Annotated in this window: 22 protein-coding genes; 13 read left to right on the plus strand and 9 right to left on the minus strand. The window is 58.0% G+C overall.

All coding sequences use genetic code 11. The features are described from left to right. Window positions 1-87 precede the first annotated feature (87 nt). A complete protein-coding gene (mgtE, locus tag ACR0J7_RS04535; RefSeq protein ID WP_480869744.1) occupies window positions 88-1482 on the plus strand; it encodes a magnesium transporter in 1395 nt (464 codons plus the stop codon). Then, on the plus strand, window positions 1479-2036 hold the full coding sequence (locus ACR0J7_RS04540) for a 5-formyltetrahydrofolate cyclo-ligase (RefSeq protein WP_480582870.1): 558 nt from the start codon (window positions 1479-1481) through the stop codon (window positions 2034-2036). The genes mgtE and ACR0J7_RS04540 overlap by 4 nt, the downstream gene beginning before the upstream one ends. Window positions 2037-2039: 3 nt before the next feature. Here the strand turns inward: ACR0J7_RS04540 and ACR0J7_RS04545 are convergent, their stop codons facing one another. Continuing rightward, entirely contained in the window at window positions 2040-2249 is a 210-nt protein-coding gene (locus ACR0J7_RS04545) for a putative hemolysin (protein WP_480899132.1), read from the minus strand. 148 nt (window positions 2250-2397) lie between these two features. On the opposite strand from ACR0J7_RS04545, the gene ACR0J7_RS04550 reads away from it, so the two are divergent. The 3 genes from ACR0J7_RS04550 to ACR0J7_RS04560 all read left to right on the plus strand — a co-directional run bounded on the left by ACR0J7_RS04550 (window position 2398) and on the right by ACR0J7_RS04560 (window position 5913). Further along, window positions 2398-3213, plus strand: coding sequence for a TIGR00282 family metallophosphoesterase (locus ACR0J7_RS04550; protein WP_209504607.1), 816 nt, complete (start codon window positions 2398-2400; stop codon window positions 3211-3213). Window positions 3214-3300: 87 nt separating this feature from the next. Further along, window positions 3301-5079 carry an SLC13 family permease gene (locus ACR0J7_RS04555; RefSeq protein WP_480582873.1) on the plus strand — a complete coding sequence of 593 codons (1779 nt, stop codon included), beginning with the start codon at window positions 3301-3303 and terminating at the stop codon, window positions 5077-5079. A 96-nt stretch (window positions 5080-5175) separates the two neighbouring features. After that, complete coding sequence (locus tag ACR0J7_RS04560) at window positions 5176-5913, plus strand: YbaY family lipoprotein (protein ID WP_480481986.1); 738 nt, start codon at window positions 5176-5178, stop codon at window positions 5911-5913. Between the two features lie 13 nt (window positions 5914-5926). Here ACR0J7_RS04560 and ACR0J7_RS04565 read toward each other — a convergent pair whose 3' ends face one another. The 4 genes from ACR0J7_RS04565 to ACR0J7_RS04580 form a co-directional block, all read right to left on the minus strand. Next, window positions 5927-7588, minus strand: a complete 1662-nt coding sequence (locus ACR0J7_RS04565) for an FAD-binding dehydrogenase (RefSeq protein WP_480486379.1) — start codon at window positions 7586-7588, stop codon at window positions 5927-5929. A 10-nt stretch (window positions 7589-7598) separates the two neighbouring features. Next, window positions 7599-8456 (minus strand): bile acid:sodium symporter family protein, encoded by an 858-nt coding sequence (locus ACR0J7_RS04570; protein ID WP_480486378.1) that lies wholly within the window; start codon window positions 8454-8456, stop codon window positions 7599-7601. Window positions 8457-8529: 73 nt separating this feature from the next. Beyond that, entirely contained in the window at window positions 8530-9264 is a 735-nt protein-coding gene (locus ACR0J7_RS04575; protein ID WP_209504602.1) for a glutamine amidotransferase, read from the minus strand. A 16-nt stretch (window positions 9265-9280) separates the two neighbouring features. Further along, entirely contained in the window at window positions 9281-11053 is a 1773-nt protein-coding gene (locus tag ACR0J7_RS04580) for an SLC13 family permease (protein WP_480899128.1), read from the minus strand. A gap of 110 nt (window positions 11054-11163) precedes the next feature. Here ACR0J7_RS04580 and ACR0J7_RS04585 point away from each other — a divergent pair, with 110 nt between their 5' ends. Continuing rightward, on the plus strand, window positions 11164-11904 hold the full coding sequence (locus ACR0J7_RS04585; RefSeq protein ID WP_480481976.1) for a YebC/PmpR family DNA-binding transcriptional regulator: 741 nt from the start codon (window positions 11164-11166) through the stop codon (window positions 11902-11904). Window positions 11905-12050: 146 nt separating this feature from the next. Beyond that, a complete protein-coding gene (locus tag ACR0J7_RS04590) occupies window positions 12051-13331 on the plus strand; it encodes an MFS transporter (RefSeq protein ID WP_480475807.1) in 1281 nt (426 codons plus the stop codon). 25 nt (window positions 13332-13356) lie between these two features. On the opposite strand, the gene ACR0J7_RS04595 is transcribed toward ACR0J7_RS04590, so the two are convergent. Together ACR0J7_RS04595 and ACR0J7_RS04600 are read right to left on the minus strand one after the other, a co-directional pair. Beyond that, window positions 13357-14046, minus strand: coding sequence for a nitroreductase family protein (locus ACR0J7_RS04595; RefSeq protein ID WP_480475809.1), 690 nt, complete (start codon window positions 14044-14046; stop codon window positions 13357-13359). 27 nt (window positions 14047-14073) lie between these two features. Further along, the gene (locus tag ACR0J7_RS04600; protein ID WP_480913421.1) at window positions 14074-14967 is read right to left on the minus strand and encodes a LysR family transcriptional regulator ArgP; all 894 of its coding nucleotides are present in this window, start codon (window positions 14965-14967) and stop codon (window positions 14074-14076) included. An 87-nt stretch (window positions 14968-15054) separates the two neighbouring features. Here ACR0J7_RS04600 and ACR0J7_RS04605 point away from each other — a divergent pair, with 87 nt between their 5' ends. The 6 genes from ACR0J7_RS04605 to ACR0J7_RS04630 all read left to right on the plus strand — a co-directional run bounded on the left by ACR0J7_RS04605 (window position 15055) and on the right by ACR0J7_RS04630 (window position 20984). Then, window positions 15055-15654, plus strand: a complete 600-nt coding sequence (locus tag ACR0J7_RS04605) for a LysE/ArgO family amino acid transporter (protein WP_480913422.1) — start codon at window positions 15055-15057, stop codon at window positions 15652-15654. Window positions 15655-15694: 40 nt separating this feature from the next. After that, window positions 15695-16603, plus strand: a complete 909-nt coding sequence (locus ACR0J7_RS04610; RefSeq protein WP_480475815.1) for a DMT family transporter — start codon at window positions 15695-15697, stop codon at window positions 16601-16603. Between the two features lie 83 nt (window positions 16604-16686). Further along, window positions 16687-17259, plus strand: a complete 573-nt coding sequence (gene betI, locus ACR0J7_RS04615) for a choline-binding transcriptional repressor BetI (protein WP_480475817.1) — start codon at window positions 16687-16689, stop codon at window positions 17257-17259. Next, window positions 17256-18764: a choline-sulfatase gene (gene betC / locus ACR0J7_RS04620; RefSeq protein ID WP_480913424.1), complete on the plus strand. Its 1509-nt coding sequence runs from the start codon at window positions 17256-17258 to the stop codon at window positions 18762-18764. The genes betI and betC overlap by 4 nt, the downstream gene beginning before the upstream one ends. A 66-nt stretch (window positions 18765-18830) precedes the next feature. Next, window positions 18831-20489 (plus strand): choline dehydrogenase, encoded by a 1659-nt coding sequence (betA, locus tag ACR0J7_RS04625; protein ID WP_480913426.1) that lies wholly within the window; start codon window positions 18831-18833, stop codon window positions 20487-20489. Between the two features lie 255 nt (window positions 20490-20744). Further along, window positions 20745-20984 carry an HP1242/YdcH family protein gene (locus ACR0J7_RS04630; protein WP_209504591.1) on the plus strand — a complete coding sequence of 80 codons (240 nt, stop codon included), beginning with the start codon at window positions 20745-20747 and terminating at the stop codon, window positions 20982-20984. 72 nt (window positions 20985-21056) lie between these two features. Here ACR0J7_RS04630 and ACR0J7_RS04635 read toward each other — a convergent pair whose 3' ends face one another. Together ACR0J7_RS04635 and ACR0J7_RS04640 are read right to left on the minus strand one after the other, a co-directional pair. Beyond that, window positions 21057-22457: a helix-turn-helix domain-containing protein gene (locus ACR0J7_RS04635; RefSeq protein ID WP_209504590.1), complete on the minus strand. Its 1401-nt coding sequence runs from the start codon at window positions 22455-22457 to the stop codon at window positions 21057-21059. 63 nt (window positions 22458-22520) lie between these two features. Beyond that, window positions 22521-23726 (minus strand): multidrug effflux MFS transporter, encoded by a 1206-nt coding sequence (locus tag ACR0J7_RS04640; protein WP_480899115.1) that lies wholly within the window; start codon window positions 23724-23726, stop codon window positions 22521-22523. Window positions 23727-23806: the final 80 nt, after the last annotated feature.

The following is a 23806-nucleotide window of genomic DNA, read 5'->3' on the forward strand; positions in this document are numbered from 1 at the left end:
GAAGTGGGTAAATCGGCGCATTGTCATTGTTTTCTGGTAGCTGCTTCTTCTATTTAGGGGCCAATCGCCGAAAGAAGGGGGCAGCGCATGACGACAGGCAGTGATCAAGCCGAACACGATCTGCCCCACGACGAAGACGCGTATGCACTGGATCGCCGGACAGTGGCGGCGATCCTATACGCCGTCGATGTGGATGATCGCGACAAGCTGATTGAGCTGATGGAGCCACTGCACGCGGCTGATATCGCTGACCTACTGGAGCAGATCAATCCTTATGACCGGGCGCGGCTGATCCGGCTTTATGACAAGGAATTTGACGGCGACATCCTGTCGGAACTGGACGAAGCGGTCCGCGAGGAAATCATCTCCGTCCTGACCCCCGAGGTTCTGGCGGAAGCCGTGCGCGAGATGGAAAGCGACGACGTCGTTGACCTTCTGGAAGATCTTGAGGAACCGCAGCAGGAAGCCATTCTGGGCGCGCTCGAAGATTCCGAGCGGCTAGCGGCGCAACAGGCGCTTGCTTATCCCGAGAATTCGGCTGGTCGTTTGATGCAGCGCGAGGTCGTCATGGCGCCCGAGCATTGGACCGTCGGTCAGGCCATCGACTTCATGCGTGCCAATGATGATTTGCCCGAGCAGTTCTATCATGTTGTTCTGGTCGATCCGCGCCTGAAACCAACAGCGCAGGTGACATTGGGCAAGCTGATGGCGTCCCGTCGTGAGGTGCCGTTGCGCGATCTGGCGGAAGAGGAGTTTCACATCATCCCCGTTGATCAGGACGAGGAGGACGTGGCTTACGCCTTCAACCAGTATCACCTGATCTCGGCCCCAGTAGTGGATGCCGATGGGCGTCTGGTTGGTGTGATCACCATCGATGACGCGATGGTCGTTCTGGATGAAGAGCACGAAGAAGACATCCTGCGCCTTGCCGGTGTGAGCGACGAAAGCTCTCTGTCCGACAGTGTAGCGGCCACCAGCCGCCGGCGACTGCCCTGGCTGGCGGTAAACCTGTGCACGGCAATCTGTGCTTCGTTGGTAATCTCGCAATTTGCGGCGGCAATTGACCAGCTTGTCGCGCTGGCCATCCTGATGCCGATTGTTGCATCCATGGGGGGCAATGCGGGTACTCAGTCGCTGACCGTTGCAGTGCGCGCACTGGCGACGCGCGATCTGACCAATTCAAACGTGATGCGCGTTATCAGGCGGGAACTGCTGGTGGGCGTGTTGAACGGGCTCTGTTTTGCCATTGTACTGGGGACCGTGGGGATGCTGTGGTTCGGTTCACCTTGGCTGGGTGTCGTGATTGGGTCAGCCTTGGTCGTGAACATGATCATCGCGGGCTTTGCAGGTACGGTAGTACCGGTAGTGCTGGATCGTCTGGGAATTGACCCGGCGCTGGCGTCAGGAACCTTTGTGACAACCACAACCGATGTCATGGGGTTCTTCATCTTTCTTGGGCTTGCCAGTGTGGTGCTATTGTGACCGATCTGACTGAAATCAAAGCAGCTGCACGCAAAGCGGCATTTGCGCGCCGCAAGGTCGCGTTCGACACGCGTGTTCCCGGTGCAGCCGGACGTTTGTCCGAGGTTCTGGCGGGTTATCGCGGTGTGCCCTTGTCAGGCTACATGCCGATCCGGACCGAGATCGACCCGGTATCCGCCATGGCTGAAGCTGCGGCTTATGGGCCTGTTGGTGTTCCAGTGATCCAAGCCGCTGGAAAACCGCTGAAATTTTCGCGCTGGACGCCAGAAGGACCGCTGAAAGATGGCCCATTCGGTGCCAGAGTGCCCGAGGTCGATGATTATTTCGACCCCGAGATCCTGATCGTGCCGCTGGTGGCTTTTGATGCCAACGGCGGGCGTCTGGGATATGGCGGTGGATTTTATGATCGCACGCTGGAAGGATTGCGAGGCAAGCGCGCGACACTGGCAATCGGTTTCGCTTTTGACGCGCAAGAGGCGCAGGATCTGCCACTGGAGCCGACCGATCAGCCGCTGGACATGGTTGTCACGGAAAGCCGGGTGCTGACGTTCTAGCTGCTACTGTTCGAAATGGCTGCGCAAGTAATCCCAGGCATCCACCTCGGTGCCTTCCTTCAGGATGCAGACACCAAAGACGCTTCCGTCTTCGTTCTTCCGAAGTTGGTAAACTCCATCATTCTCGACGCAAAAGGTTGCCGCGGGATTGGGCATGGATGTCTTTGTGCCTTGCGCCATAACGCCCGAAGCGACCACAAGGCCGAATGTCAATATTGCCAATAACTTCACAACATGTCCTTTTGATATAAGCGCATGGCTAAGACTTTGCCACGCCTGCAAGCAATTTCAAGTTCGGGCTCAACTTAAATTTCACGGTTCCGCCTTGTTATTGCCCAGCACAGCCCCTACGACCCGGATAATGAGGATTTTGTTTCTTGGTGATGTCATGGGGCGCGCGGGGCGCGCGGCCGTTCAGCAGCATTTGCCGCGCCTGCGCGATGAATGGCGGCTGGATTTCGTTGTGGTCAATGGCGAAAACGCGTCGAACGGCATGGGGTTGAGCGGCGATCACGCCAAGCTGCTGCTGGATGCCGGTGCAGATTGCCTGACATTGGGCGACCATGCGTTCGACCAGAAAGACATGCTGCAATATATCGAGAAAGAACAGCGCATCGTGCGCCCGGTGAACTATGCCAAGGGCGCGCCGGGGCGGGGGCACCGGCTGTTCAACGCACCCGGAGGGCGCAAGGTTCTGGTGGTGCAGGTGTTGGGGCAGGTCTTTATGAAACGGCCATTCGACGACCCGTTCTCGGCCATAGAGCCCATCCTGAAATCGCACCCCAGGGGCGGGCAGGCACAAGCCATCATTGTCGATATGCATTGTGAGGCGACGTCCGAGAAGATGGCCATGGGTCACTATTGCGACAAGCGCGCCAGCCTTGTGGTGGGCACACATACCCATGTACCGACAGCGGATTCGCAGATTCTGCCGGGCGGCACAGGCTATCTGACGGATGCGGGCATGTGCGGCGACTATGACTCGGTCATTGGTATGGACAAGCAGGAACCGATGCGCCGGTTCATAACCGGGATGCCCAAGACCCGGTTTACCCCTGCCAATGGCGAGGCCACGCTGAGCGGAGTGTTCGTCGAAACGGATGATCGCGACGGTCAGGCCAAATCTGTTCGCATGGTGCGCGTTGGTGGGCGTTTGGAACAAGCCGGGCCTGATTAACGAACGTCGGGCTTGCCCTGCCACGCGCAATGCGTGAAACTGCATGTCATCAGGCGCTTGGGCCAGGGTTCGGACAGAATACCACGAATGAATTTCCTTTCACTGACAGAGACGGGCAGCGCAATTCTGGCGCTGCTGATTGTTGCGAGCATGTTCGTCATGTTCCTGCGCGAGGTTTATCCGACCGAGGTCGTGGCCATCGGCGGTGTCTCACTGATGCTGGTCACAGGGATATTGCCCTATCAAAGCGCGCTGGCGGTCTTGTCCAATCCCGCGCCCTGGACGATTGGGGCGATGTTCATCATCATGGGGGCCTTGGTGCGGACCGGGGCCTTGGACGCCTTCACGTCGACCGCGCAAAGGCAGGCGCAGGTCAACCCGCGCATTGCCATCGGTTTGCTGATGGGATTTGTCGTGCTGGCCTCGGCTTTTGTGTCGAATACACCCGTTGTTGTGGTCATGATCCCGGTTTTTGTTCAGATCGCCCGCACGCTGAACGTACCCGCGTCAAAGCTGCTAATTCCGCTCAGCTATGCCGCTATTCTTGGCGGGACACTGACATTGATCGGAACGTCCACCAACCTGCTGGTGGATGGTGTGGCCCGCGCGCAGGGGATGAAAGCCTTTTCGATATTCGAGGTCACGCCGCTGGGGATTGCACTGGTGATCTACGGCATGATCTATCTGCGCTTCATCGCCCCCAGATTACTGCCCGAGCGGGACAGCATGGCCTCGCTGCTCAGCGACCGGTCCAGAATGAAGTTTTTCACCGAAGCGGTCATTCCGCCCGACAGCAACCTGATCGGGCGTGAAGTGACCGGTGTTCAGTTGTTCAAACGTCCCGGCGTGCGTCTGATCGACGTGGTCCGGGGCGATGAATCACTGCGGCGCAATCTGAAGGGCGTTGAATTGCAGGTCGGTGACCGCGTGGTCCTGCGGACCGAGATGACCGAACTTCTGAGCCTTCAGACCAACAAAGAGCTCAAGCGCGTGGATCAGGTTTCCGCTGTCGAGACCAAGACAGTCGAGGTTCTGATCACACCCGGATGCCGGATGGTGGGGCGGACATTGGGAATGCTGCGGTTGCGGCGCCGGTACGGTGTCTATGTTCTGGCCGTTCACCGCCGCAATCAGAATATTGGTCGCCAGTTGGATGATCTGGTGGTGCGGGTAGGGGATACACTACTGCTGGAGGGCGCCCCGGCAGATATCCAGCGCCTTGCGGCGGACATGGATATGGTGGATGTCAGCCAGCCTTCTGCACGCGCCTTCCGTCGCAGCCATGCGCCAATTGCAATTGGCGCGCTGGTCGGGATCGTCGTCCTTGCAGCGCTGGGTGTCGCGCCGATCCTGCTGTTGTCGATTGTGGCCGTAGCCGTGGTTCTTCTGACCCGCTGCATCGACGCGGACGAGGCGTTCTCCTTTGTCGAAGGTCGCCTGTTGGCGCTGATCTTCGCAATGCTCGCCATCGGTGCGTCACTGGACAGCTCTGGCGCGGTTTCACTGATTGTCGAGGCCGTGGCGCCGGGACTAAGCGCTCTGCCGCCCTTCCTGATCATCTGGGCGATCTACCTGCTGACCTCGGTGCTGACCGAACTGGTCTCCAACAATGCGGTCGCGGTTGTGGTCACGCCTATAGCTATCGGGCTGGCCCAGGCCGTCGGAATGGACCCGCGCCCGTTGGTGGTTGCCGTTATGGTGGCGGCTTCGGCGTCCTTTGCAACACCGATCGGATACCAGACCAACATGATGGTCTACGGCCCTGGCGGCTACAGGTTCACCGATTTCATGAAGGTGGGTGTTCCGCTAAATCTGACGGTCGGATTGCTGGCATCCCTGCTTATTCCATTGATCTGGCCTTTGTGATTTCGGCGCAGAATTGCCACTTTGTCGAAGCACATCTTGCAAAGACCCAAGGGCACACGATCTTTTGCAAAGAGGGTTTGCAAAAGGAATTGACCTATGCAGCAATTAAGTCGCGCAATATGGGTGGGTGCAGCAACTTGGGCAGCGTTAAGCGGTGTCGCCATTGCCGGTGCAGTTGAAGGGACCGCCACATACCGAGAGCGCATTGCACTGCCACCGGACGCAACCCTTTATGTCGAGCTTCAGGATATCTCGCTGGCCGATGCTCCCGCTGTCACGCTTGCCGCGCAACGGTATGCGCTGAGCGGGGTGCCCGCACAGTTCAAATTGACCTATGACGATGCACTGATCATGGATGCTCATCGCTATAGCGTTCGGGCATCTGTGATGCAGGGGCAAAACCTGCTGTTCACCACAGATACCGTTTACCCCGTTCTGACGAATGGGGCAGAAAATGCCGCTGATCTTCTGTTGGTTCAGGTCCAGGGGCAGGGGGCGGCAACGCTGGACAACACCCAATGGGCCGCCTCGGGCCTGAATGGTGCGCCTGTCGAATCCGAGAAACGCCCCGAGCTTGTCTTTGGTCAGGATGGGGTTTTTTCAGGAAGCAGCGGCTGCAACCGGTTCAGCGGTCAGGCCGAGATTTCCGGTAATCGCATTGCGTTTCCAGACAACATGGCGGCAACACTCATGGCGTGCCCGCCCCCGCTGGACGCGGTTGAGCGGCAATTCCTGCAAGCCTTGCAAAACGTTACGACATTCGCGATGCAGGGCAACGCTCTGGCTCTGCTAGATGCGCAGGGCCAGCCGGTGATCAAACTGGTGCGCAAGTAACAGGGAAAGTGCGTCAGGCGACGGCCCTTGAACGCCCGGCATTGCGACCGGAAAAGATGCAGCCGCCCAGGAATGTGCCTTCCAGCGCGTTGTAGCCGTGATAGCCGCCACCGCCGAATCCGGCGACTTCGCCAGCAGCGAACAGGCCCGGTACGACATTGCCGTCTGATCCAATCATCTGACTGTCCAGATTGGTCTGCAACCCACCCAGAGATTTGCGTGTCAGAATATGCAGCTTGACGGCAATCAGCGGGCCGTTGGCCGGATCCAGAAACTTATGCGGTTTGGCTGTGCGGATCAGTTTATCTCCGCGATAATTGCGCGCGGCAAGGATCGCCATCATCTGCGCATCTTTCGAAAAAGGGTTGTCGACCTGCGAATCCCGGGCTTCGATCTGGGCACGCAGTTGAGCCTCATCTATCGGAGTGTCGCCCAGATGGTTCATGCCGTTGACCAGTTCGGTCAGCGTGTTGGCAACAACAAAGTCCTCACCCTTTTCCTTGAACGCCTCGACCGGAGCAGTTGCGCTGGAACCTGACAGAATGCGCTGGCGGATAACCTCTTTCCAGCTGCCCGAAGTGAAGTCGGGGTTTTGTTCCGACCCGGACAGCGCAAATTCCTTTTTGATCACCTTCTGGGTCAGAACGAACCAGCTGTATTCATATCCGGTTTTCAGGATCTCACGCAGTGTCCCCAATGTGTCGAACCCCGGCAAACAGGGCGGTGCCAGGCGGTTGCCCCTGGCGTCAAACCACATTGAACTTGGGCCGGGCAGGATGCGAATGCCGTGGGCGGGCCAGATCGGGTCCCAGTTGCGGACGCCTTCGGTGTAATGCCACATCCGATCACCATTGATGACATGGCCCCCCGCTTTTTCGCTGATTGCGATCATGCGGCCATCAACGTGAAAGGGTACCCCTGCAACCATGTCTTTGGGAGGCTCACCCAAACGGTCCCGGGGCCAATTTTGACGCACCATGTCAAAATTGCCGCCAATACCGCCGGAGGTGACGATGATCGACGGGGCATAAACTTCGAACTCGCCAACCTCATCGCGGTTGGTTTTGCCACCGCGCTGGGAGGTGTCATCGGCCAGAATTTCTCCGGAAACACCTTTGGCGGTTCCGTTCTGCATGATGATATGGCTGACCTGGTGGCGGAACTTCATCTGGATCAATCCGGCGCTGACATGGTCGCGGACACGTCGGATAAAGTGTTCAAGAACGCCGGGGCCGGTGCCCCATGTGATGTGAAAGCGCGGGACCGAGTTGCCGTGCCCCGTCGCATAAGACCCGCCACGTTCGGCCCAGCCAACGACCGGAAACCAGCGCAGGCCCATTTCGTGCAGCCACTGACGCATCTCGCCAGCCGCAAACTCGATATAGGCTTCGGCCCATTTGCGGGGCCATGCGTCTTCGTCACGGTCAAACTGTGCGCTGCCCATCCAGTCGCGCAACGCCAGATCGTGGCTGTCGCGTATACCCATGCGGCGCTGTTCGGGGGTGTCGACCATGAACAGTCCACCAAGGCTCCAGAACGCCTGACCGCCCAGAAAGGTTTCGGGTTCCTGATCGAGTATGATTACCTTTTTGCCTCGGTCGCCCAGTTCGGCTGCGGCGGCCAATCCGGCCAGACCAGCACCGATTACGATCGCATCAGCAGTGTTGTTTGTCATAACGGTCCTTTCAGCGCCTGCGGAACCAGACAAGAAACGGCAGAACCACGGCGTACATCGTAATGCCATAAACCGCCGAGGGCAGGGCCAGCGGGCTGAACCCGCTTTCGGTATTCGTGATCAGCGCCGCCAGTGTAATGCCCAGCGTGGAGTTTTGAATACCGGTTTCGATCGAGATCGTCTTGCACTCATTCCAGGACAGGTTTGATATCCGCGCAAGCCCCAGCCCGATGAACAGCAGGGTGATATTCAAAGAAATCAAGCCTGCGCCCATGATGCCAAGATTGTCGACGAACAATTGCCAGTTCCCGGCCAGTGCCGCGGCAACGATCAGCACGAACAAAACGGTCGCGAGCGTTGACAATCCCGGCTCTACGCGGTTTGCAAACTCCGTTGCAAAGTAGCGAATTCCGACCCCGATTGCCACAGGCAGCGTTGTTATCAGAAACAATGCAACAGCCAGCCCGGTGATCGAAACCTCGGGGGCTTCGTCGCCCATGAAGTGCCTGATCGACCACGCGGCCAGTATTGGTATTGTCACCATCGACAAAAGGCTGATCACGGCGGTCAGGCTGACCGAAAGCGCGACATCGGCTTTGGCGAGCTTGGAGAGGATGTTGCTGGTTACGCCGCCCGGGCAAAAACTGAGCAGCATGAAACCAACCGCGATCTCGGGGGGCAATCCAAAGATTGTGACCGTCACAAAGGCTGCGACTGGCAAGAGAACAATCTGGCTTACCGCCCCGATGGCAAAGGCGCGTCGCCGGCTCAGGACACGACGGAAGTCTGCCACCTCCAGCCCGATGCCCAGAGACAACATGATAATGGCAAGCGACACCGGCAAGCCGACATTCAAAAGCAAATCCAAGGACAACCCCTCCCAAAGTTGCGTCAGATCAGCCTATGCGAGGGGGCAAGGCGCAGGCAACCGCGCCGTTGGGTCACTCGTATCGCTGGACGAAACGGCGCAGGATTTCGCCGGGTTGCGTAACCTCTGCCGAATGGCAATGGTCGATCAGTTTCTGCGCGTCTTCGGGCGGGAAGTAGCCATGGTTCTTGTAGATGTTGATGCGTTGTTCAAAGTCTTTGGCATCGGCTTCCGGGTGGAACTGAGTGGCATAGACGTTCTGGCCCCAGCGGATCATCTGGAACGGGCAGGGGTCGGACGCAACAAGGTGAACGCAGCCCTCGGGCAGGGTTTGAACCGCTTCTTTGTGACCAACAAAAGCATCAAAGGTGGCGTCCAATTCTGCGGTAAGCGGGTCTTGTTGTCCTTCGGGGGTCAGGCGGCACCTGGATGGTCCCACAGGCTCGCCATACCGGGCTTTGCTGACGTTGCCATCCAAATGTACGGCCAGAATACCAAGGCCATAGCAGCACCCCATGAAGGGGTGATCCAGCGCGGTAATCTGCGGCATCAAACCCAGGATTGCGGCTTCGATCCGCGCATCCGTCGCAGATTTGGTTGCGGGGTCATCACTGACGCATCCCGGCCCACCGCCTACGATGACACCGGCATAGTCCGTAACATCCAGCCCTTCAGGCAGGTCGTCGCAATCCAGACGGATGCGGTGTGTGCGTTCGGGCGATAACCCGCTGCGGTTCAGGATCGAAGCATATTCTGCGTCGGAGGCATCCGTTTCCGGGCGCAGTTGCAGGATCAAAAAGCGTTTCATGAACAGCCTTTACCCGTCACAGCGGCCAAAAGACAAGGATGGCGGGGACGGAAACCGCGATGATCAGAGCCTCAAGCGGCAGGCCCATGCGCCAGTAGTCGCCAAAATGATAGCCGCCGGGGCCCAGAACCAGCGTGTTGTTCTTGTGACCGATAGGCGTCAGGAACGCAGCCGAGGCCGCAACGGCCACGGTCATCAGGAACGGGTCGGGCGACACCCCGAGCGTTTGGGCCATCTGGATGCCCACCGGGGCCGCGACGATGGCGGTGGCGGTGTTGTTCAGGACATCCGACAAGGTCATCGTCACGACCATCAGTACGGTCAGGATCGCCCATGCAGGCAGGCCGTTGGTCAGCTGGATCAGCGCATTGGCAATTAGCTCGGTGCCGCCGGATGTCTCCAAAGCGCTGCCCAGAGGGATCATCGAACCCAGCAGCACGACAACGGGCCATTCGATGTGGTTATAGATCTCCGTGATTGGCATGACCTTGGTCAGCACATAGGCAATGACGACAAGCCCCAATGCGACGGGAAGGTAAATCAACCCGACACTGGCCGCAAAGACGGCAGCGGCAAACAGACCGATGGCCAACCAGGCCTTATCGTTTGCCGTCACGTTCAATCCGCGTTCGGCCAGTGGCAGACACCCCAGCCAATCGGTCACATCAGCGCTGCGATCACGAGGGCAAAGCAGCAGCAGGATGTCTCCCGGTTGAACCTCGGTCTTGCGAACCTGTTCGGTGATCTGACGACCCTGACGCGAGATGCCCATCAGGACGGTACTTTGGCGCCAGGCCAACCCGATACCCTGCGCAGTACGGCCGGTTATGCGCGCGCTTTCGGGAACGACCACTTCGATTACTTCCAGACCTTCACCCTCGGCAGTCAGCAGCTCCTGCCGTCGTGTGTCCGAGAAATCCAGTTTCAGCGCTGAACGGAACTCGTCCAGCGCCTCCGGGCGCGCTTCCAGTACCAGCGCGTCGCCATCGTTCAGTGTGGCATGGGTTGACCGGCCATATCGCCGTTTCCCATCCCGGATCAGGCCGATGATAGCCACGTCGGATTTTTCGGCCGTTTCATAAAGTTCGCTGACCCGTTTACCGATATGTGCAGAGCCCGGCGGGATCGTCAGTTCGGCAATGTATTCGGCCAGCACCTCGGATGTTTCTTGTTGTACGCCGCGATTGGGGATCAATCGCCATCCGATCAGCGCGACAAATGCCAGACCGGCAATCGCTGCAATTCCACCAACAGGGGCGAAATCGAACATGTGAAACGGCTCACCCAGTGTTTCCTGCCGGATCGAGGCGATGATGATATTCGGCGGGGTGCCGATCAGGGTGACCATGCCCCCCAGAATGGTGGCAAAGCTCAGGGGCATCAGGGACAGACCCGGGGGCCGACCCGCTTTGCGCGCGGTCTGAATATCCACGGGCATCAGCAGGGCAAGCGCCGCGACATTGTTCATGAAGGCCGACAGAATCGCACTGATCCCGCCCATCAGGGCGATATGTGCGCCCAGCCCCCGTGACGCATCAACCAGAGTGCGGGTGATCAGAAAGACCGCACCCGACCTGACCAAGCCGGCAGAGACCACAAGCACCAGCGCGACGATAATGGTCGCCGGGTGGCCAAAGCCCGCAAAGGCGCCACCCACCGGCACAACACCCAGCACGACGCCGATCATAAGCGCGGCAAAAGCCACAAGGTCGTATCGAAACCGACCCCAAAGCAGCATCCCGAAGACAGTGATGAAAAGGGCAAAAAGTATGATCTGATCTGTCGTCATGCCGTCACCATACAAGGCGGTGAGGTCGTCGCAAGCCGCTCTCTTGATCCTGCCCCCCGCAAACGTCTATATGAGCGCCGAACACGCAAACATGATGACGAGGACGCACTATGGCAGGCCACTCCAAATGGGCCAACATCCAGCACCGCAAGGGGCGTCAGGACGCCGCGCGGTCCAAACTGTTTTCCAAACTGTCAAAAGAGATCACCGTGGCCGCCAAGATGGGCGACCCCGATCCCGACAAGAACCCGCGCCTGCGTCTGGCGGTGAAAGAAGCCAAGTCGAACTCGGTCCCCAAGGACGTGATCGACCGCGCGATCAAGAAATCCCAAGCGGGTGAAGGCGACGATTACGAAGAAATCCGCTATGAGGGCTATGGGCCCAATGGTGTTGCGGTAATTGTCGAAACCATGACCGACAACCGCAACCGGACCGCATCGACCGTTCGTTCCACGTTCTCGAAGAACGGTGGCAATCTGGGCGAGACCGGCTCGGTTGGGTTCATGTTTGACCGCAAGGGTGAGGTCATTTACCCGGCAGATGCTGGCGATGCCGACACGATTTTTGAGGCCGCCATTGAGGCCGGAGCCGAAGACGTCGAAAGCTCGGAAGACGGTCACATCATCTGGTGCGCCGATACCGATCTGAACGATGTCTCCTCTGCATTGGAAACCGCGCTTGGAGAATCAGAATCCACCAAGCTAGTCTGGAAACCGACCACAACGACGGAACTAGGCCTGGAAGACATGCAAAAGCTGATGAAGCTGGTCGATGCTTTGGAAGACGATGACGACGTGCAGCGTGTCACGACCAATTTCGAAGCCACCGACGAGGTCATGGCGCAGCTTTAAGCTGACCCAATACCAACTCATTGAAACCCGGTCGCAACGGCCGGGTTTTTTGTTTTTTGATGGTCTTATTGAATTATTGGCTGAAACAATCGATGCACTTAGGCTGAAAGTGCGGGAAATACAGAAAACACGAAGACACAGTACGAATGACATCCGAAACTTCCGATCAGACCAAGCGCAACGTGCCCGTCCTGGCCGGGCAAAGTATCCTGTCTCAGGTCGCGTGGACGCTCGGCAGCCCGTCGGTTGTTTTGCCGTTTTTAGCCGTTTCCTTCGAGTTGCCGATGTTTGTAGCAGGGGCACTGGTGTCGGTGCGGATGGTCGGTTGCTTGATTGCCGACTTCTTTCTGGCGCAACCCGTTGCAGCAAGAAGCCGGAAGAAACATGCAATTGCGTTGACCGAAGCGGTCATTGGCGCCTGTCTGGTTCTGGCAATAGCTGCGGCCGCGACCGGGGCTGTCCCATTGATCGCAGTGGTTTTCCTGTCTGTATTTCTTGTGATCGGGCTTGTCAGCGAAGTGCAGACCTTGATGCTTACGGATCTGCTAGGGGACCATGTTCAGGCGCGTTCGCGCATGATCATGCAATATCTACAGCTTGGTGCAGGGGGGCTATGTGCCATTGGCCTTGCGTTGCTGGTGCATCAGATCACCAAGGATAATCCACCCTTTTCGCGCCATTCAGTCATGATTGGCGTTTCGGTTTTATTCTTCCTGCTGTCTGGTCTGTTCATGCTGGCGATAACAGAAACCGCGCGTGAGGTCGCGCCGACGACACCGCAGGAGTCCGAAAGGGGCATTTCGATTAAGGCGAATATCAAGGGTGTTCTGGGCATGTTCGAATACCAGTGGTTCCGGAGCTATATGATCATGCGTCTGCCCTTGGTTGCTGTGTCGCTGTCCGTTCCGTTCTTCGCGCTCATCGCAGCCGAAGCGCATCACAGCTCGACACAGGGATTGACCGCGATGATCGTTTCTTCCGCTTCGGGATATCTTGTATCGGGCCCTCTGTGGCAAATCATCAACATGAAATCCCATCGTGCGGTCATGGTGGTCGGGACATTGATGGTCGCCGCAACAGGCAGTGTTCTTTTGGTGTTCCACTATTTGGGCATCGACCATCAGATTCACTTGCATGCAATTGCACTGTTCGTTGTCACCGTTGCTGTGACCGGGACCAGCAGTGCGCGTAAGCTCTATTTTCTGGATGTGGCACCCAAAGAGCAGCGGGTGCGGGGATCGGCGGCGGTCAAGGCGTTCGCGCGTTTAACCGCGGTGTTGTTGTCTGCGGGCCTTGCCGCTGTCGCCCATATGCACGAGGTCGCGATGGCCGTCGCATTCATCGTCGTCGCCAGTCTGGTGTCCTGTATAAACTGCTACCGCATGATGCAACCAGAACGGAAAAAGGCGGAACAGCCCTCGAATTGAGTTTTTGGCGAGCGTCGCGAAAGCCTCAGAAGAAGGATGAAATCTCTTCCAGGGGTTTCTTGAGTTTTGCCACAGCAGGCACAGTCGCTCCTTCTGACGGGTGTCCCACCGCGATAATCATGGTTGGTTTTTCCGACGCGGGCCGGTCCAGCGCGTCGTTCAGAAACCGCATCGGGTTTGGGGTGTGGGTCAGGGTGCTGAGGCCCGCGTGATGAAGCGCGGCAATCAGAAAGCCGGTGGCAATGTTCACACTTTCCGGGACGTAGTAGTTCTTGTACCGCGTTCCATCCTCGAATTGCCCCCAGCGCTGGGCAAAAACCACGATCAGCCAGGGGGCGATTGTCAGATGTTCTTTGACCGCGTTGGTGCCGATGGGCTCCAGTGCCTTGATCCATTCATCCCCGGCGCCACCTGCGTAGAATCGGCGTTCTTCTTCTTCGGCTTCTTCCCGGATGCGGTGTTTCAGGGCAGGGTCCGAGATGGCTGCAAAATGCCAGGGTTGGTGATTGGCGCCTGACGGCGCGGTACCCGCGGTGCTCAGGCTGGTTTCGATTACCTCACGGGCAACGGGGCGGGGGCTGAAATCCCGTACAGTATGACGCTGACGCATCTTTTCGTAAAATGCCTGCGCCGCGCCCAGCATGTCTGTATCGCTGATGTCGCATCGATCCGGCAGGGGAATGGGGTCATAGCTAAGAGCGTCACGTGAGAACATCGGTTCCTCCGAAAATGTCGTGTTTGTTTAGTCGCTTTGAGGCGGAAGCAAAATCCGTTCTGAAGCTTTTTTGACAGCCTGGGTCAGTGGTTTGAGTGCGGGCGCGAGAACACGCCCAACCTGCCAGCTCAGCGCGACATCCAACGGCGCATCAGGTACGATGGGGCGCAACAGCCCTTGTTTCAAAGCCTCCTGCACCAGAGCCGCGGGGTTCATACCCCACCCAAGCCCGGCAATCGCCGCGTCCACAAATCCTTGTGAAGAAGGCAGGAAATGAGACGGGGGTGACAGACGTTTGCCAGTGTGTTGAACAATCCAGGCCCTTTGCAGCCCGTCCTTTTGGTTGAAAACCAGGCAGGGTGCCTTGCCCAGCTCTGCCTCGGTCACTTCGTCCCGAAACCAGGTGTTAATGAAATCCGGGCTGGCTGTTGGCAGATACTGCAACACGCCCAATGGGATCGCGTCGCACCCGGTCACTGTCTGACCACCAACAGTGACGGCGGCGCTCACCTCGCCCCGCCGCAGCCAGTCTGCGGAATGATCCTGATCGTCGATCACCAGATCGAAAAGCATGTCAGGCACCTGCGCCATCGCATCAACAAACCAGGTGGCCAGACTGTCTGCCGGTACGGCAATGCGGACGCGGGCGGACCTTGGTTCCTGCTCCAGCGTCAGTTCTCGAACCAGCTGTGCCTCAAGCAGTCCGACATCTTCCGCGTAACGGGCAATGCGCAGCCCGGCGGGCGTTCCTGTGCAAGGGCTGCCCCGATGTATCAGGGTGGCTCCAATCCGATCCTCAAGCGCCCTGATCCGCTGGGATATCGCCGAGGGTGTCACCGCCAGCTCTGCCGCAGCCGCATCAAAGCTGCCATGGCGCAGAATGGCAGACAAAGCGGACAGGTGAAGAGGATCAAGCAGCATTAGCCAGGCTTAACTTGGGATAACATCTTTAATTTGATAGATCGCACCGACGGCCTTAGTCAACGTCTTGCAGTAGTAGGAGATCCCATGCCCACGTCCATAATCGCCGGTTTCGCGCTGGGTTTCAGTCTGATTCTCGCCATCGGGGCACAGAACGCCTTTATTCTGCGACAGGGGCTGCGGCGTGAACATGTGTTCCTTCTGTGCCTGACCTGCTCAATGTCCGACGCGGTTTTGATCGTTGCAGGTGTCACGGGGTTAGGGACCCTGACCCATTCAGCTCCCTGGTTTGAACTTGTAATGCGATATGGCGGGGCCGCTTTTCTGACGTGGTATGGGCTGCGCAGCTTCGGGTCTGCCCTGCGGGGTGGCGCGGTGATGGAAGCGGGCAACGGTCCGCGAACCAGCCTCAAAACCGCGATGCTTACCGCTCTCGCCTTCACCTGGCTGAACCCGCATGTCTATCTGGACACAGTGGTTCTGATCGGCTCTATCTCGGCACAGTATGATAACCGGGTCGGATTTGCCATTGGGGCAGTCACTTCCAGCTTTGTCTTCTTCTTTTCACTTGGATACGGCGCTGGTGTTTTGTCTCCGGTGTTTGCGCGCCCGCGCGCCTGGCAGGTGCTGGATGCAGTGATCGGTGTCGTAATGCTGGGTATCGCACTGAAACTTGTTGTCATGTGAAGGGTTGTTCCCGACAGGGTTTCGGTGTTCAACCTAAGCCATGACATCGTTAGCCGTTTCGTCGCGCCCGCTTGCCGCTATGTTCTGGATGTTTGCCGCCGGGCTGTCCTTTGTTGTGATGACCGCATTGGTCAAATCTCTGGGCACGACGATGAATCCGATCCAGGCCGCATTCCTGCGTTATGCGCTGGGATTGGTGTTTCTGTTACCGGCCTTGCGGTCGATCATGGCGACCCGGCTGACACCCCGCCTGCTGACGCTGTTCGGTTTGCGCGGTGTAGTACACGCGATTGCTGTCATGCTTTGGTTCTTCGCCATGACACAAATTCCCTTGGCCGAAGTCACTGCGATGAACTACATGACGCCGGTTTATGTCACCTTGGGTGCAGCCCTGTTTCTGGGTGAGAAGTTGGCTTTTCGCAGGGTCGCCGCGATTCTGGTCGCTTTGGTGGGCGTGCTGGTCATCCTGCGCCCCGGGTTTCGCGAAGTCTCACAAGGTCACCTTGCCATGCTCGGAACGGCCCTGATGCTAAGCGGGTCCTATTTGCTGGCCAAGCTTCTTGTCCGCGACGTTCCACCTTCGGTTGTTGTGGCGCATCTGTCCATCTGGGTAACCATAGCCTTGATCCCCTTTGCGGTTGCCGTCTGGACCCGGCCCAGTATGCAAGAACTCGGGGTTCTGTTTCTGGTGGCCAGCTTTGCGACCGCAGGTCATTACTTCATGACATTGGCGTTGCAGGCCGCGCCTGTGGCCGTCACACAACCCGTCACTTTCCTGCAGTTGATCTGGGCCACGCTTGTGGGTGCAGCAATCTTCCACGAAAGCGTCGACCTTTGGGTTGTGGCTGGCGGAACCCTGATACTGGGCGCTGTAAGCTTCATCTCATGGCGCGAGTTCATGTTGAACCGGCGGGACTTGACGCCTCCCAGTATTGCGCCGAAGCTGTAACAAGACATCTCAGTGTTTACATTAATTGACGAGTCAATAAAAACATCCTAGCTTGGTCGCATGACACCTGTATGGGGAAAGCGATGCCAAAAGTTGGAATGGAGCCGATCCGCAAGGACGCGATTGTTCGAGCGACGATTGCTGAACTGGGTGTCAAGAAATCCCTGGATGTAACCGTAAGCCAGATTGCCAAACGCGCGGGCATGTCCAGCGCATTGGCACACCATTATTTTGGCGGAAAGGATCAGATATTTCTGGCCGCAATGCGTCAGATCCTCGCCGACTTCAGCGACGAAGCCAGGGCCCAGTTGAAAGCGGCCAAACCGGGCAATCGGGCAGAGGCGATTATCCACGCCTGTTTTGCCCCTTCGTGTTTCACACCTGACGTGACTGCCGCCTGGATGACGTTTTATGTGTTGGCGCAAACCAACAGTGACGCGCTGCGATTGTGGCAGATCTATCAGGCGCGCATCAGATCGAATCTGGTTCATGCCCTGCGTCCAAGGATGCTGGATCCGGTTGAGGCTGCCGAGAATATGATTGCCCTGATTGACGGGCTCTATATTCGCGCAGCACTCAGCGCCCCGGAAGAACCGCAACTGGCCGTGAACCACGCTATGCGCGTGCTCGATACTCTGCTCGAGGCTGAAAAATGACAAAACCAAACATTCTGATCCTGATGGTGGATCAGCTGAACGGAACCCTCTTTCCCGACGGTCCCGCTGACTGGCTTCATGCTCCGAACCTGAAGAAACTGGCCGAACGGTCGACCCGCTTTGCCAACGCTTATACTGCGTCGCCGCTTTGCGCGCCGGGGCGGGCCAGCTTCATGTCCGGTCAATTACCCTCACGCACCGGCGTCTACGACAACGCGGCAGAGTTCCGCAGCGATATCCCAACTTACGCACACCATTTGCGCAGGGCCGGCTATTACACCTGTCTGTCAGGCAAAATGCACTTTGTCGGCCCGGACCAGATGCACGGGTTTGAGGATCGCCTGACAACTGATATCTACCCGGCCGATTTTGGCTGGACACCGGATTACCGCAAACCGGGCGAGCGGATCGACTGGTGGTATCACAACATGGGATCGGTGACCGGCGCGGGTGTTGCCGAGATTTCCAACCAGATGGAGTATGATGACGAGGTCGCCTATAACGCCAAGGCCAAACTGTATGACCTTGCGCGCGGCAAGGATGACCGCCCATGGTGCGTGACGGTCAGCTTCACCCATCCGCATGATCCCTATGTCGCCCGGCGCAAATACTGGGACCTCTACGAGGATTGCGAGCATCTGCTGCCTGAAATCGCTGATATTGGCTATGAAAACCAGGATCCTCACGCCAAGCGAATCTTCGACGCCAATGACTGGCGTAGCTTCGACATCACCGAGGAAGACATTCGCAAGTCCCGCCGTGCCTATTTCGCCAACATCACATATCTCGATGACAAGATCGGTGAAATCCTCGAAGTGCTGGAAACGACACGGCAAGAGGCGATCATCCTGTTCGTCTCGGATCACGGTGACATGCTGGGTGAACGGGGCTTGTGGTTCAAGATGAACTTCTACGAAGGCTCGGCGCGCGTTCCTTTGATGATTTCATCCCCGGATTTGCTTGCGGGGCGGATCGATACACCGGTTTCTACCATTGATGTCACACCCACACTCGGGGCTCTGGCAGGTGTTGACATGGCCGAGATCGCCCCATGGACGGACGGTGAAAACCTGGTGCCGCTGGCGCAAGGCGGGGAACGAACCGCACCTGTGGCCATGGAATACGCGGCCGAGGCATCGTATGCGCCGCTGGTGTCGCTGCGCTATGGCAAGTGGAAATACAATCGATGCGCGCTGGACCCGGATCAATTGTTTGATCTCGAGGCAGACCCGCATGAACTGACCAATCTGGCAGACAGCCCCGAACATGCGGGCACGCTGCAAACCCTGCGCGCAAAGTCCGAGACCCGCTGGGATTTGGAGCGCTTCGACGCGGATGTCCGTGCCAGTCAGGCGCGACGCTGGGTCGTGTATGAGGCACTGCGGCAAGGCGGATATTACCCATGGGATTATCAGCCGCTGCAAAAAGCGTCCGAACGCTACATGCGCAATCATATGGATCTGAACATCGTCGAGGAAAATGCCCGGTTCCCACGCGGCGAGTAACCTCTTCATCTTTTTAAAAATACTCCCGCCGGAGGCGTCACACCCGGCGGGCGAGGAGTTGTGAATATGGAAGCAGATTTTGTCATCGTTGGCGCAGGGTCCGCAGGCTGCGCAATGGCATATCGTCTGAGCGAAGGTGGGGCCTCGGTCCTGGTGATCGAGCACGGTGGCACCGACATGGGGCCGTTTATCCAGATGCCTGCCGCGCTCAGCTATCCGATGAACATGTCGCGCTATGACTGGGGATATCAGTCCGAGCCCGAACCGCATCTTAACAACCGCCGTCTGGCCTGCCCGCGCGGCAAGGTGATCGGCGGGTCGTCGTCGATCAACGGCATGGTCTATGTGCGCGGTCACGCACGCGATTTCGACACCTGGGCCGAGATGGGGGCTGACGGTTGGTCTTATGCGGATGTGCTGCCCTATTACAAACGCATGGAGACATGGCATGACGGCGGCCATGGGGGCGATCCGGCCTGGCGCGGCACTGACGGCCCATTGCACGTGTCGCGCGGTCCCCGCGCAAACCCACTGTTTCAGGCCTTTGTCGATGCAGGCCAGCAGGCGGGATACGAGGTCACCGGCGACTATAACGGAGAAAAGCAGGAAGGCTTTGGCCCGATGGAGCAGACCGTCTGGAAAGGGCGGCGCTGGTCGGCGGCAAATGCCTATCTGAAGCCCGCGCTCAAACGCGACAATTGTGATATCGTGCGGGGTCTTGCGTCTCGGGTTGTTATGGAAAACGGTCGCGCCACTGGCGTGGAATTGATCCGTGGCGGCAAGAAAGAAATCATCAAGGCCCGGCGCGAGGTCGTTCTGGCCGCGTCCTCGATCAACTCGCCCAAGCTGCTTATGCTGTCCGGTATCGGACCGGGCGCGCATCTGGCCGAGCATGGGATCGACGTCGTTGCGGATCGTCCGGGGGTGGGTGCGAACCTTCAGGACCATCTGGAGCTGTATATTCAACAAGCTTCGCTACAGCCGATCACGCTCTATAAGCACTGGAACCTGTTCAGCAAAGGCCTGATCGGGGCGCAATGGTTGTTTACCAAGACAGGTTTGGGCGCATCGAATCAGTTTGAAAGCGCGGCGTTCATCAGGTCGAAATCGGGTGTGGAATATCCCGACATTCAGTACCACTTTCTGCCGATCGCAGTTCGCTATGACGGGCAGGCAGCGGCAGAGGGGCACGGGTTCCAGGCGCATGTCGGCCCGATGCGGTCCCCGTCGCGCGGGGCGGTCACATTGCGCTCTGCCCAAGCCGCAGACGCGCCGGTGATCAAGTTCAACTACATGAGTCACGAAGAAGATTGGGAAGATTTCCGCACTTGTATCCGGCTGACCCGTGAAATCTTTGGGCAAAACGCCTTCAAACCCTATGCGGGCAAGGAAATTCAGCCGGGTGCCGCTGTGCAAACGGATGAAGAGCTGAACGCCTTTATCGCGGAACATGCCGAAAGCGCCTATCACCCCTGCGGCACCTGCCGGATGGGGCGTGCGGATGACAAAGGTGCGGTGGTCGATCCCGAGGGTCGCGTCATCGGCGTGGACGGGCTGCGCGTCGCGGACAGTTCGATTTTCCCGCAGATCACCAACGGCAATCTCAACGCGCCCTCGATCATGGTTGGCGAGAAAGTATCGGATTCTTTGCTGGGCAAAGACCCGTTGCCCAAGGCCAATGACCGCCCGTGGATTCACCCCGGCTGGGCAACCGCTCAGCGTTAATCCTTCTGAACTGCCCCCGGTTGAATGCGTAAATTTTCGGCGGTTGCCGGGGGTATGCTGGCAAAAAGTTCAGTGTTCCTGTCCAGATAAGCCTGAGCCACGTTTCAGAACAACTTGCCCCCTGCACGGCAGGATGGCGCGTGGCGTTGTTTTGAAATTCGCGGGATTATTACGGCTAGTTGATCCGGGTCAAAGCGAAAGCCCGATCACGCTTCTATCACTGATTTGCAACGACATATGAAGGAGCGAACAGAGATGTCTCACACCCCGCATGAACTGGCCGAAGAGTTTCCGGACAAAGTTGAACTGATGAGCCAGCTCAAGCAGTCGGATGCGCATTTTGCCCGGCTGGCCGATGAGTATCATGAGGTCAACCGCGAAGTACACCGCGCCGAAACCAATGTCGAACCCATGGAGGAGCTGGCCGAGGTTGATCTGCGAAAAAAACGCGCCGCGCTAAAGGATGAGATCTGGGCGATCCTGTCCAAGGCTTAAACCACTGGCGGGGGCTCTGCCCCCGTCGTGACCAGAGACGCGACTGCGGTGGGATAATAAATCAGACTAAGATCAGGTCACTTCATAGGGCAGGGTGCCGCGAATATGGGTGTCGATGCTCAGACGACGTTCCAGCGGCGGAACCGAACGCTGGTGACATGTTTGCCGCTCGCAGATGCGGCAGGAAATACCGATGGGCTCGTAGGCACTGGCATTGTTGATGTCGAGGTTGTCGGCATAAACAAGCGCCGGGGCATGACGGACCTCGCATCCCAGCGCTATGGCGTACCGTCTGACCGGCGCACCGAACGAGCCCCCCGATTTTGAGACATCCCGCGCCAGCGAGATATAGCGAACACCATCAGGCGTTTCCGCCAGCTGCCGCAGGAAATGACCGGGTGTTTCAAAGGCCCGATGCACGTTCCAAAGCGGGCAAGCCCCACCAAAGCGCGCAAATTGCAGGCGTGTGGCCGAGTGCCGCTTGGTGATCGTCCCCGCCTGATCAACCCGAACGAAGAAGAACGGGATGCCCTTGGCGCCGGGACGCTGTAGTGTCGACAGCCGATGTGCAACCTGCTCGACCGACGCGCCGAACCGGTTGCTGAGCAGCTCCAGATCGTGACGCTCTTCCTGAGCGGCGGTCAAAAACGCGGTATAAGGCATCAGAGAGGCACCAGCGAAATAGTTGGCAAGACCGATCTTGGCGATGGCGCGGGCTTCGTCGCTTTGGAATTTGGCGAAATCCAGCGTCGCCTCCAGCAACTGGTCCTGACTGATCAGCGCGACCTGCAACAGAAGCTGGAACACCTGCGTCTGCGGCGCTGCACGGGAGGACAGGCGCAAAATTTTGCTGTCGACATCATAAGCGCGCAATGGGCCCATATCTGAAAAAACCACCTGAATTCCGCGCTCTGAAAGGCTGCTCAGGGCGGCTTGCCGGATACCGCCGGGGCCGTCGGCGCGGTTGGCAAACAGTTCCGCTGCCCTGTCCACGGCGTCGATGTAGTTGTCGCAATAATGGAAGAAATCGCGCACTTCTTCCCAAGGGCTGGCCTGAATACGCGCATCTTCGCGCCCCAAAGCCTCGTCCAGCGAGGCAAGGCGTTCATGTGTCTGCCGGTAGGTTTTGTGCAATTCGATAAACGCGCGCGCCAGGGCGGGGGCGTTGGATGCGGTCAGGCGCAGATCGGCCAGAGGGGGCTGTATGTCGGCAAAAACTGGATCGGCCAGCGCCTCGCGCATGTCTGAAACAAGACGTTCGCTGTCGCCGGTGCTGAGTTCGGTAACATCCATTCCGAACTCCTGCGCCAGAGCCAGCACAACCGTGGTCGAGATCGGCCGGTTGTTGTTTTCCATCTGGTTCAGATAGGGCAGTGAAACGCCCAGTTTGGCGGCAAATTCACGCTGCGTCAGGGTCAGGCGCGTTCGCATTTCGCGCAGTTTCGCGCCGGCATAGAGCTTTTGGGTGGCCATTGGGTGCCTTTGCAAGTTTTCCAATTTCCGAGGTTAACTTTGCAAAGTCATTGGGGCAAGCGATTACAGCCCCAATTGCCGTTCTCTTCGTACGACAGTTGAAATTGCGACGATTGCCAGAACGCCTGTTGCCAGCATCAGCCAAAGCAGCGGCATCGCGCCGGTTTCACGTGTCAGCAGGGCACCTGCCAGCGCGCTCAGCCCGGCGCCGCCACCTAACATAATGGCGCCACTCAGGCCCGAGGCGGTTGCAGCCAGTTGAGGGCGCACTGATAGCGCGCCCGAGGTTGCGTTGGGGATGACCATGCCATTGCCGACGCCCACAAATGTCATGAACCCAAAGAAACTGAGTGCGGTTCCACGGTCGGCCAGAAACAGCAATGCCGACACAGCGACGCCAAACGCATTGAGCAGGCTTCCCCATAGCACCATGCGGTTCACACCGAACCGCACTGAAAAACGCCCGCTCATGAAATTGCCAACAAAATACCCAACCGCAGGTGCGCCAAAATAAATGCCAACCTGTGCCGCGCTCAACCCGAACAATTCGGTGCCGATGAAAGGTGCGCCGCCGAGATAGGCGAAAAACGAACCCGATGAGAAGGCACAAGCCAGTGAATATCCCCAGAACCGTGGCGAGGTCAGAAGTTCGGGGTATTCCTTGAATTGCTGGACAAGCGTTTTGCCACTTTTTGCCGATGTTTCCCCAAAGTCCGAATAGGTCAGTGCCATAGTCAGCAGACCTACGGCAAAGGGCAGCCAGAAATTCGCTTTCCAACCAAAGCTCACTTCCAGTAAGCCGCCGATGGCAGGGCCAATCATCGGAACCACGGCCATGCCCATCGTTACATAACCGATCATTGAGGCAGCTTGGTCCTGATCGTACATATCCCGCACCGCTGCGCGGCTGAGAACCATACCGACGACCACTACCGCCTGACACATCCTGAACGCCAGAAAAACCGTGGCATTGGGGGCGAAGATGCACCCAAGGGTCGCCATCAGGAACAGGCCAAGGCCCCACAGTAAAACTGGTCTGCGTCCTGCCTGATCCGCAATTGGACCTATAAGAATTTGCAGAATGGCATTGATCAGCAGATAAAGCGCAATCGACAGCTGCATGACCTTGTAATCGGTTTCGAAATACTCGGCCATGTTTGGCAGGCTGGGCAGAAACAGGTTCATGCTCAGGGCGGACAGGCCCGAGAGTAAAACAAGCGTCGCCAATGTGGGTGGTGTGCGGTGGACCGCGTCAGAGCTGAACTGCATGGTTCACATGTATAGCCGTGGATTTACGGAATGCCAGCCATTCGCAAAATTGCCTGCGAGAATTCGCAGTTTTGCAATTA

Source organism: Ruegeria sp. O4 (genome assembly GCF_056535125.1).

Coding starts and splice junctions, on each gene's coding strand:
- mgtE (WP_480869744.1), top strand. CDS start 88: ATGACGACAGGCAGTGATCAAGCCGAACACGATCTGCCCCACGACGAA.
- ACR0J7_RS04550 (WP_209504607.1), top strand. CDS start 2,398: ATGAGGATTTTGTTTCTTGGTGATGTCATGGGGCGCGCGGGGCGCGCG.
- ACR0J7_RS04555 (WP_480582873.1), top strand. CDS start 3,301: ATGAATTTCCTTTCACTGACAGAGACGGGCAGCGCAATTCTGGCGCTG.
- ACR0J7_RS04560 (WP_480481986.1), top strand. CDS start 5,176: ATGCAGCAATTAAGTCGCGCAATATGGGTGGGTGCAGCAACTTGGGCA.
- ACR0J7_RS04565 (WP_480486379.1), bottom strand. CDS start 7,588: ATGACAAACAACACTGCTGATGCGATCGTAATCGGTGCTGGTCTGGCC.
- ACR0J7_RS04575 (WP_209504602.1), bottom strand. CDS start 9,264: ATGAAACGCTTTTTGATCCTGCAACTGCGCCCGGAAACGGATGCCTCC.
- ACR0J7_RS04580 (WP_480899128.1), bottom strand. CDS start 11,053: ATGACGACAGATCAGATCATACTTTTTGCCCTTTTCATCACTGTCTTC.
- ACR0J7_RS04585 (WP_480481976.1), top strand. CDS start 11,164: ATGGCAGGCCACTCCAAATGGGCCAACATCCAGCACCGCAAGGGGCGT.
- ACR0J7_RS04590 (WP_480475807.1), top strand. CDS start 12,051: ATGACATCCGAAACTTCCGATCAGACCAAGCGCAACGTGCCCGTCCTG.
- ACR0J7_RS04595 (WP_480475809.1), bottom strand. CDS start 14,046: ATGTTCTCACGTGACGCTCTTAGCTATGACCCCATTCCCCTGCCGGAT.
- ACR0J7_RS04600 (WP_480913421.1), bottom strand. CDS start 14,967: ATGCTGCTTGATCCTCTTCACCTGTCCGCTTTGTCTGCCATTCTGCGC.
- ACR0J7_RS04605 (WP_480913422.1), top strand. CDS start 15,055: ATGCCCACGTCCATAATCGCCGGTTTCGCGCTGGGTTTCAGTCTGATT.
- ACR0J7_RS04610 (WP_480475815.1), top strand. CDS start 15,695: ATGACATCGTTAGCCGTTTCGTCGCGCCCGCTTGCCGCTATGTTCTGG.
- betI (WP_480475817.1), top strand. CDS start 16,687: ATGCCAAAAGTTGGAATGGAGCCGATCCGCAAGGACGCGATTGTTCGA.
- betC (WP_480913424.1), top strand. CDS start 17,256: ATGACAAAACCAAACATTCTGATCCTGATGGTGGATCAGCTGAACGGA.
- betA (WP_480913426.1), top strand. CDS start 18,831: ATGGAAGCAGATTTTGTCATCGTTGGCGCAGGGTCCGCAGGCTGCGCA.
- ACR0J7_RS04630 (WP_209504591.1), top strand. CDS start 20,745: ATGTCTCACACCCCGCATGAACTGGCCGAAGAGTTTCCGGACAAAGTT.
- ACR0J7_RS04635 (WP_209504590.1), bottom strand. CDS start 22,457: ATGGCCACCCAAAAGCTCTATGCCGGCGCGAAACTGCGCGAAATGCGA.
- ACR0J7_RS04640 (WP_480899115.1), bottom strand. CDS start 23,726: ATGCAGTTCAGCTCTGACGCGGTCCACCGCACACCACCCACATTGGCG.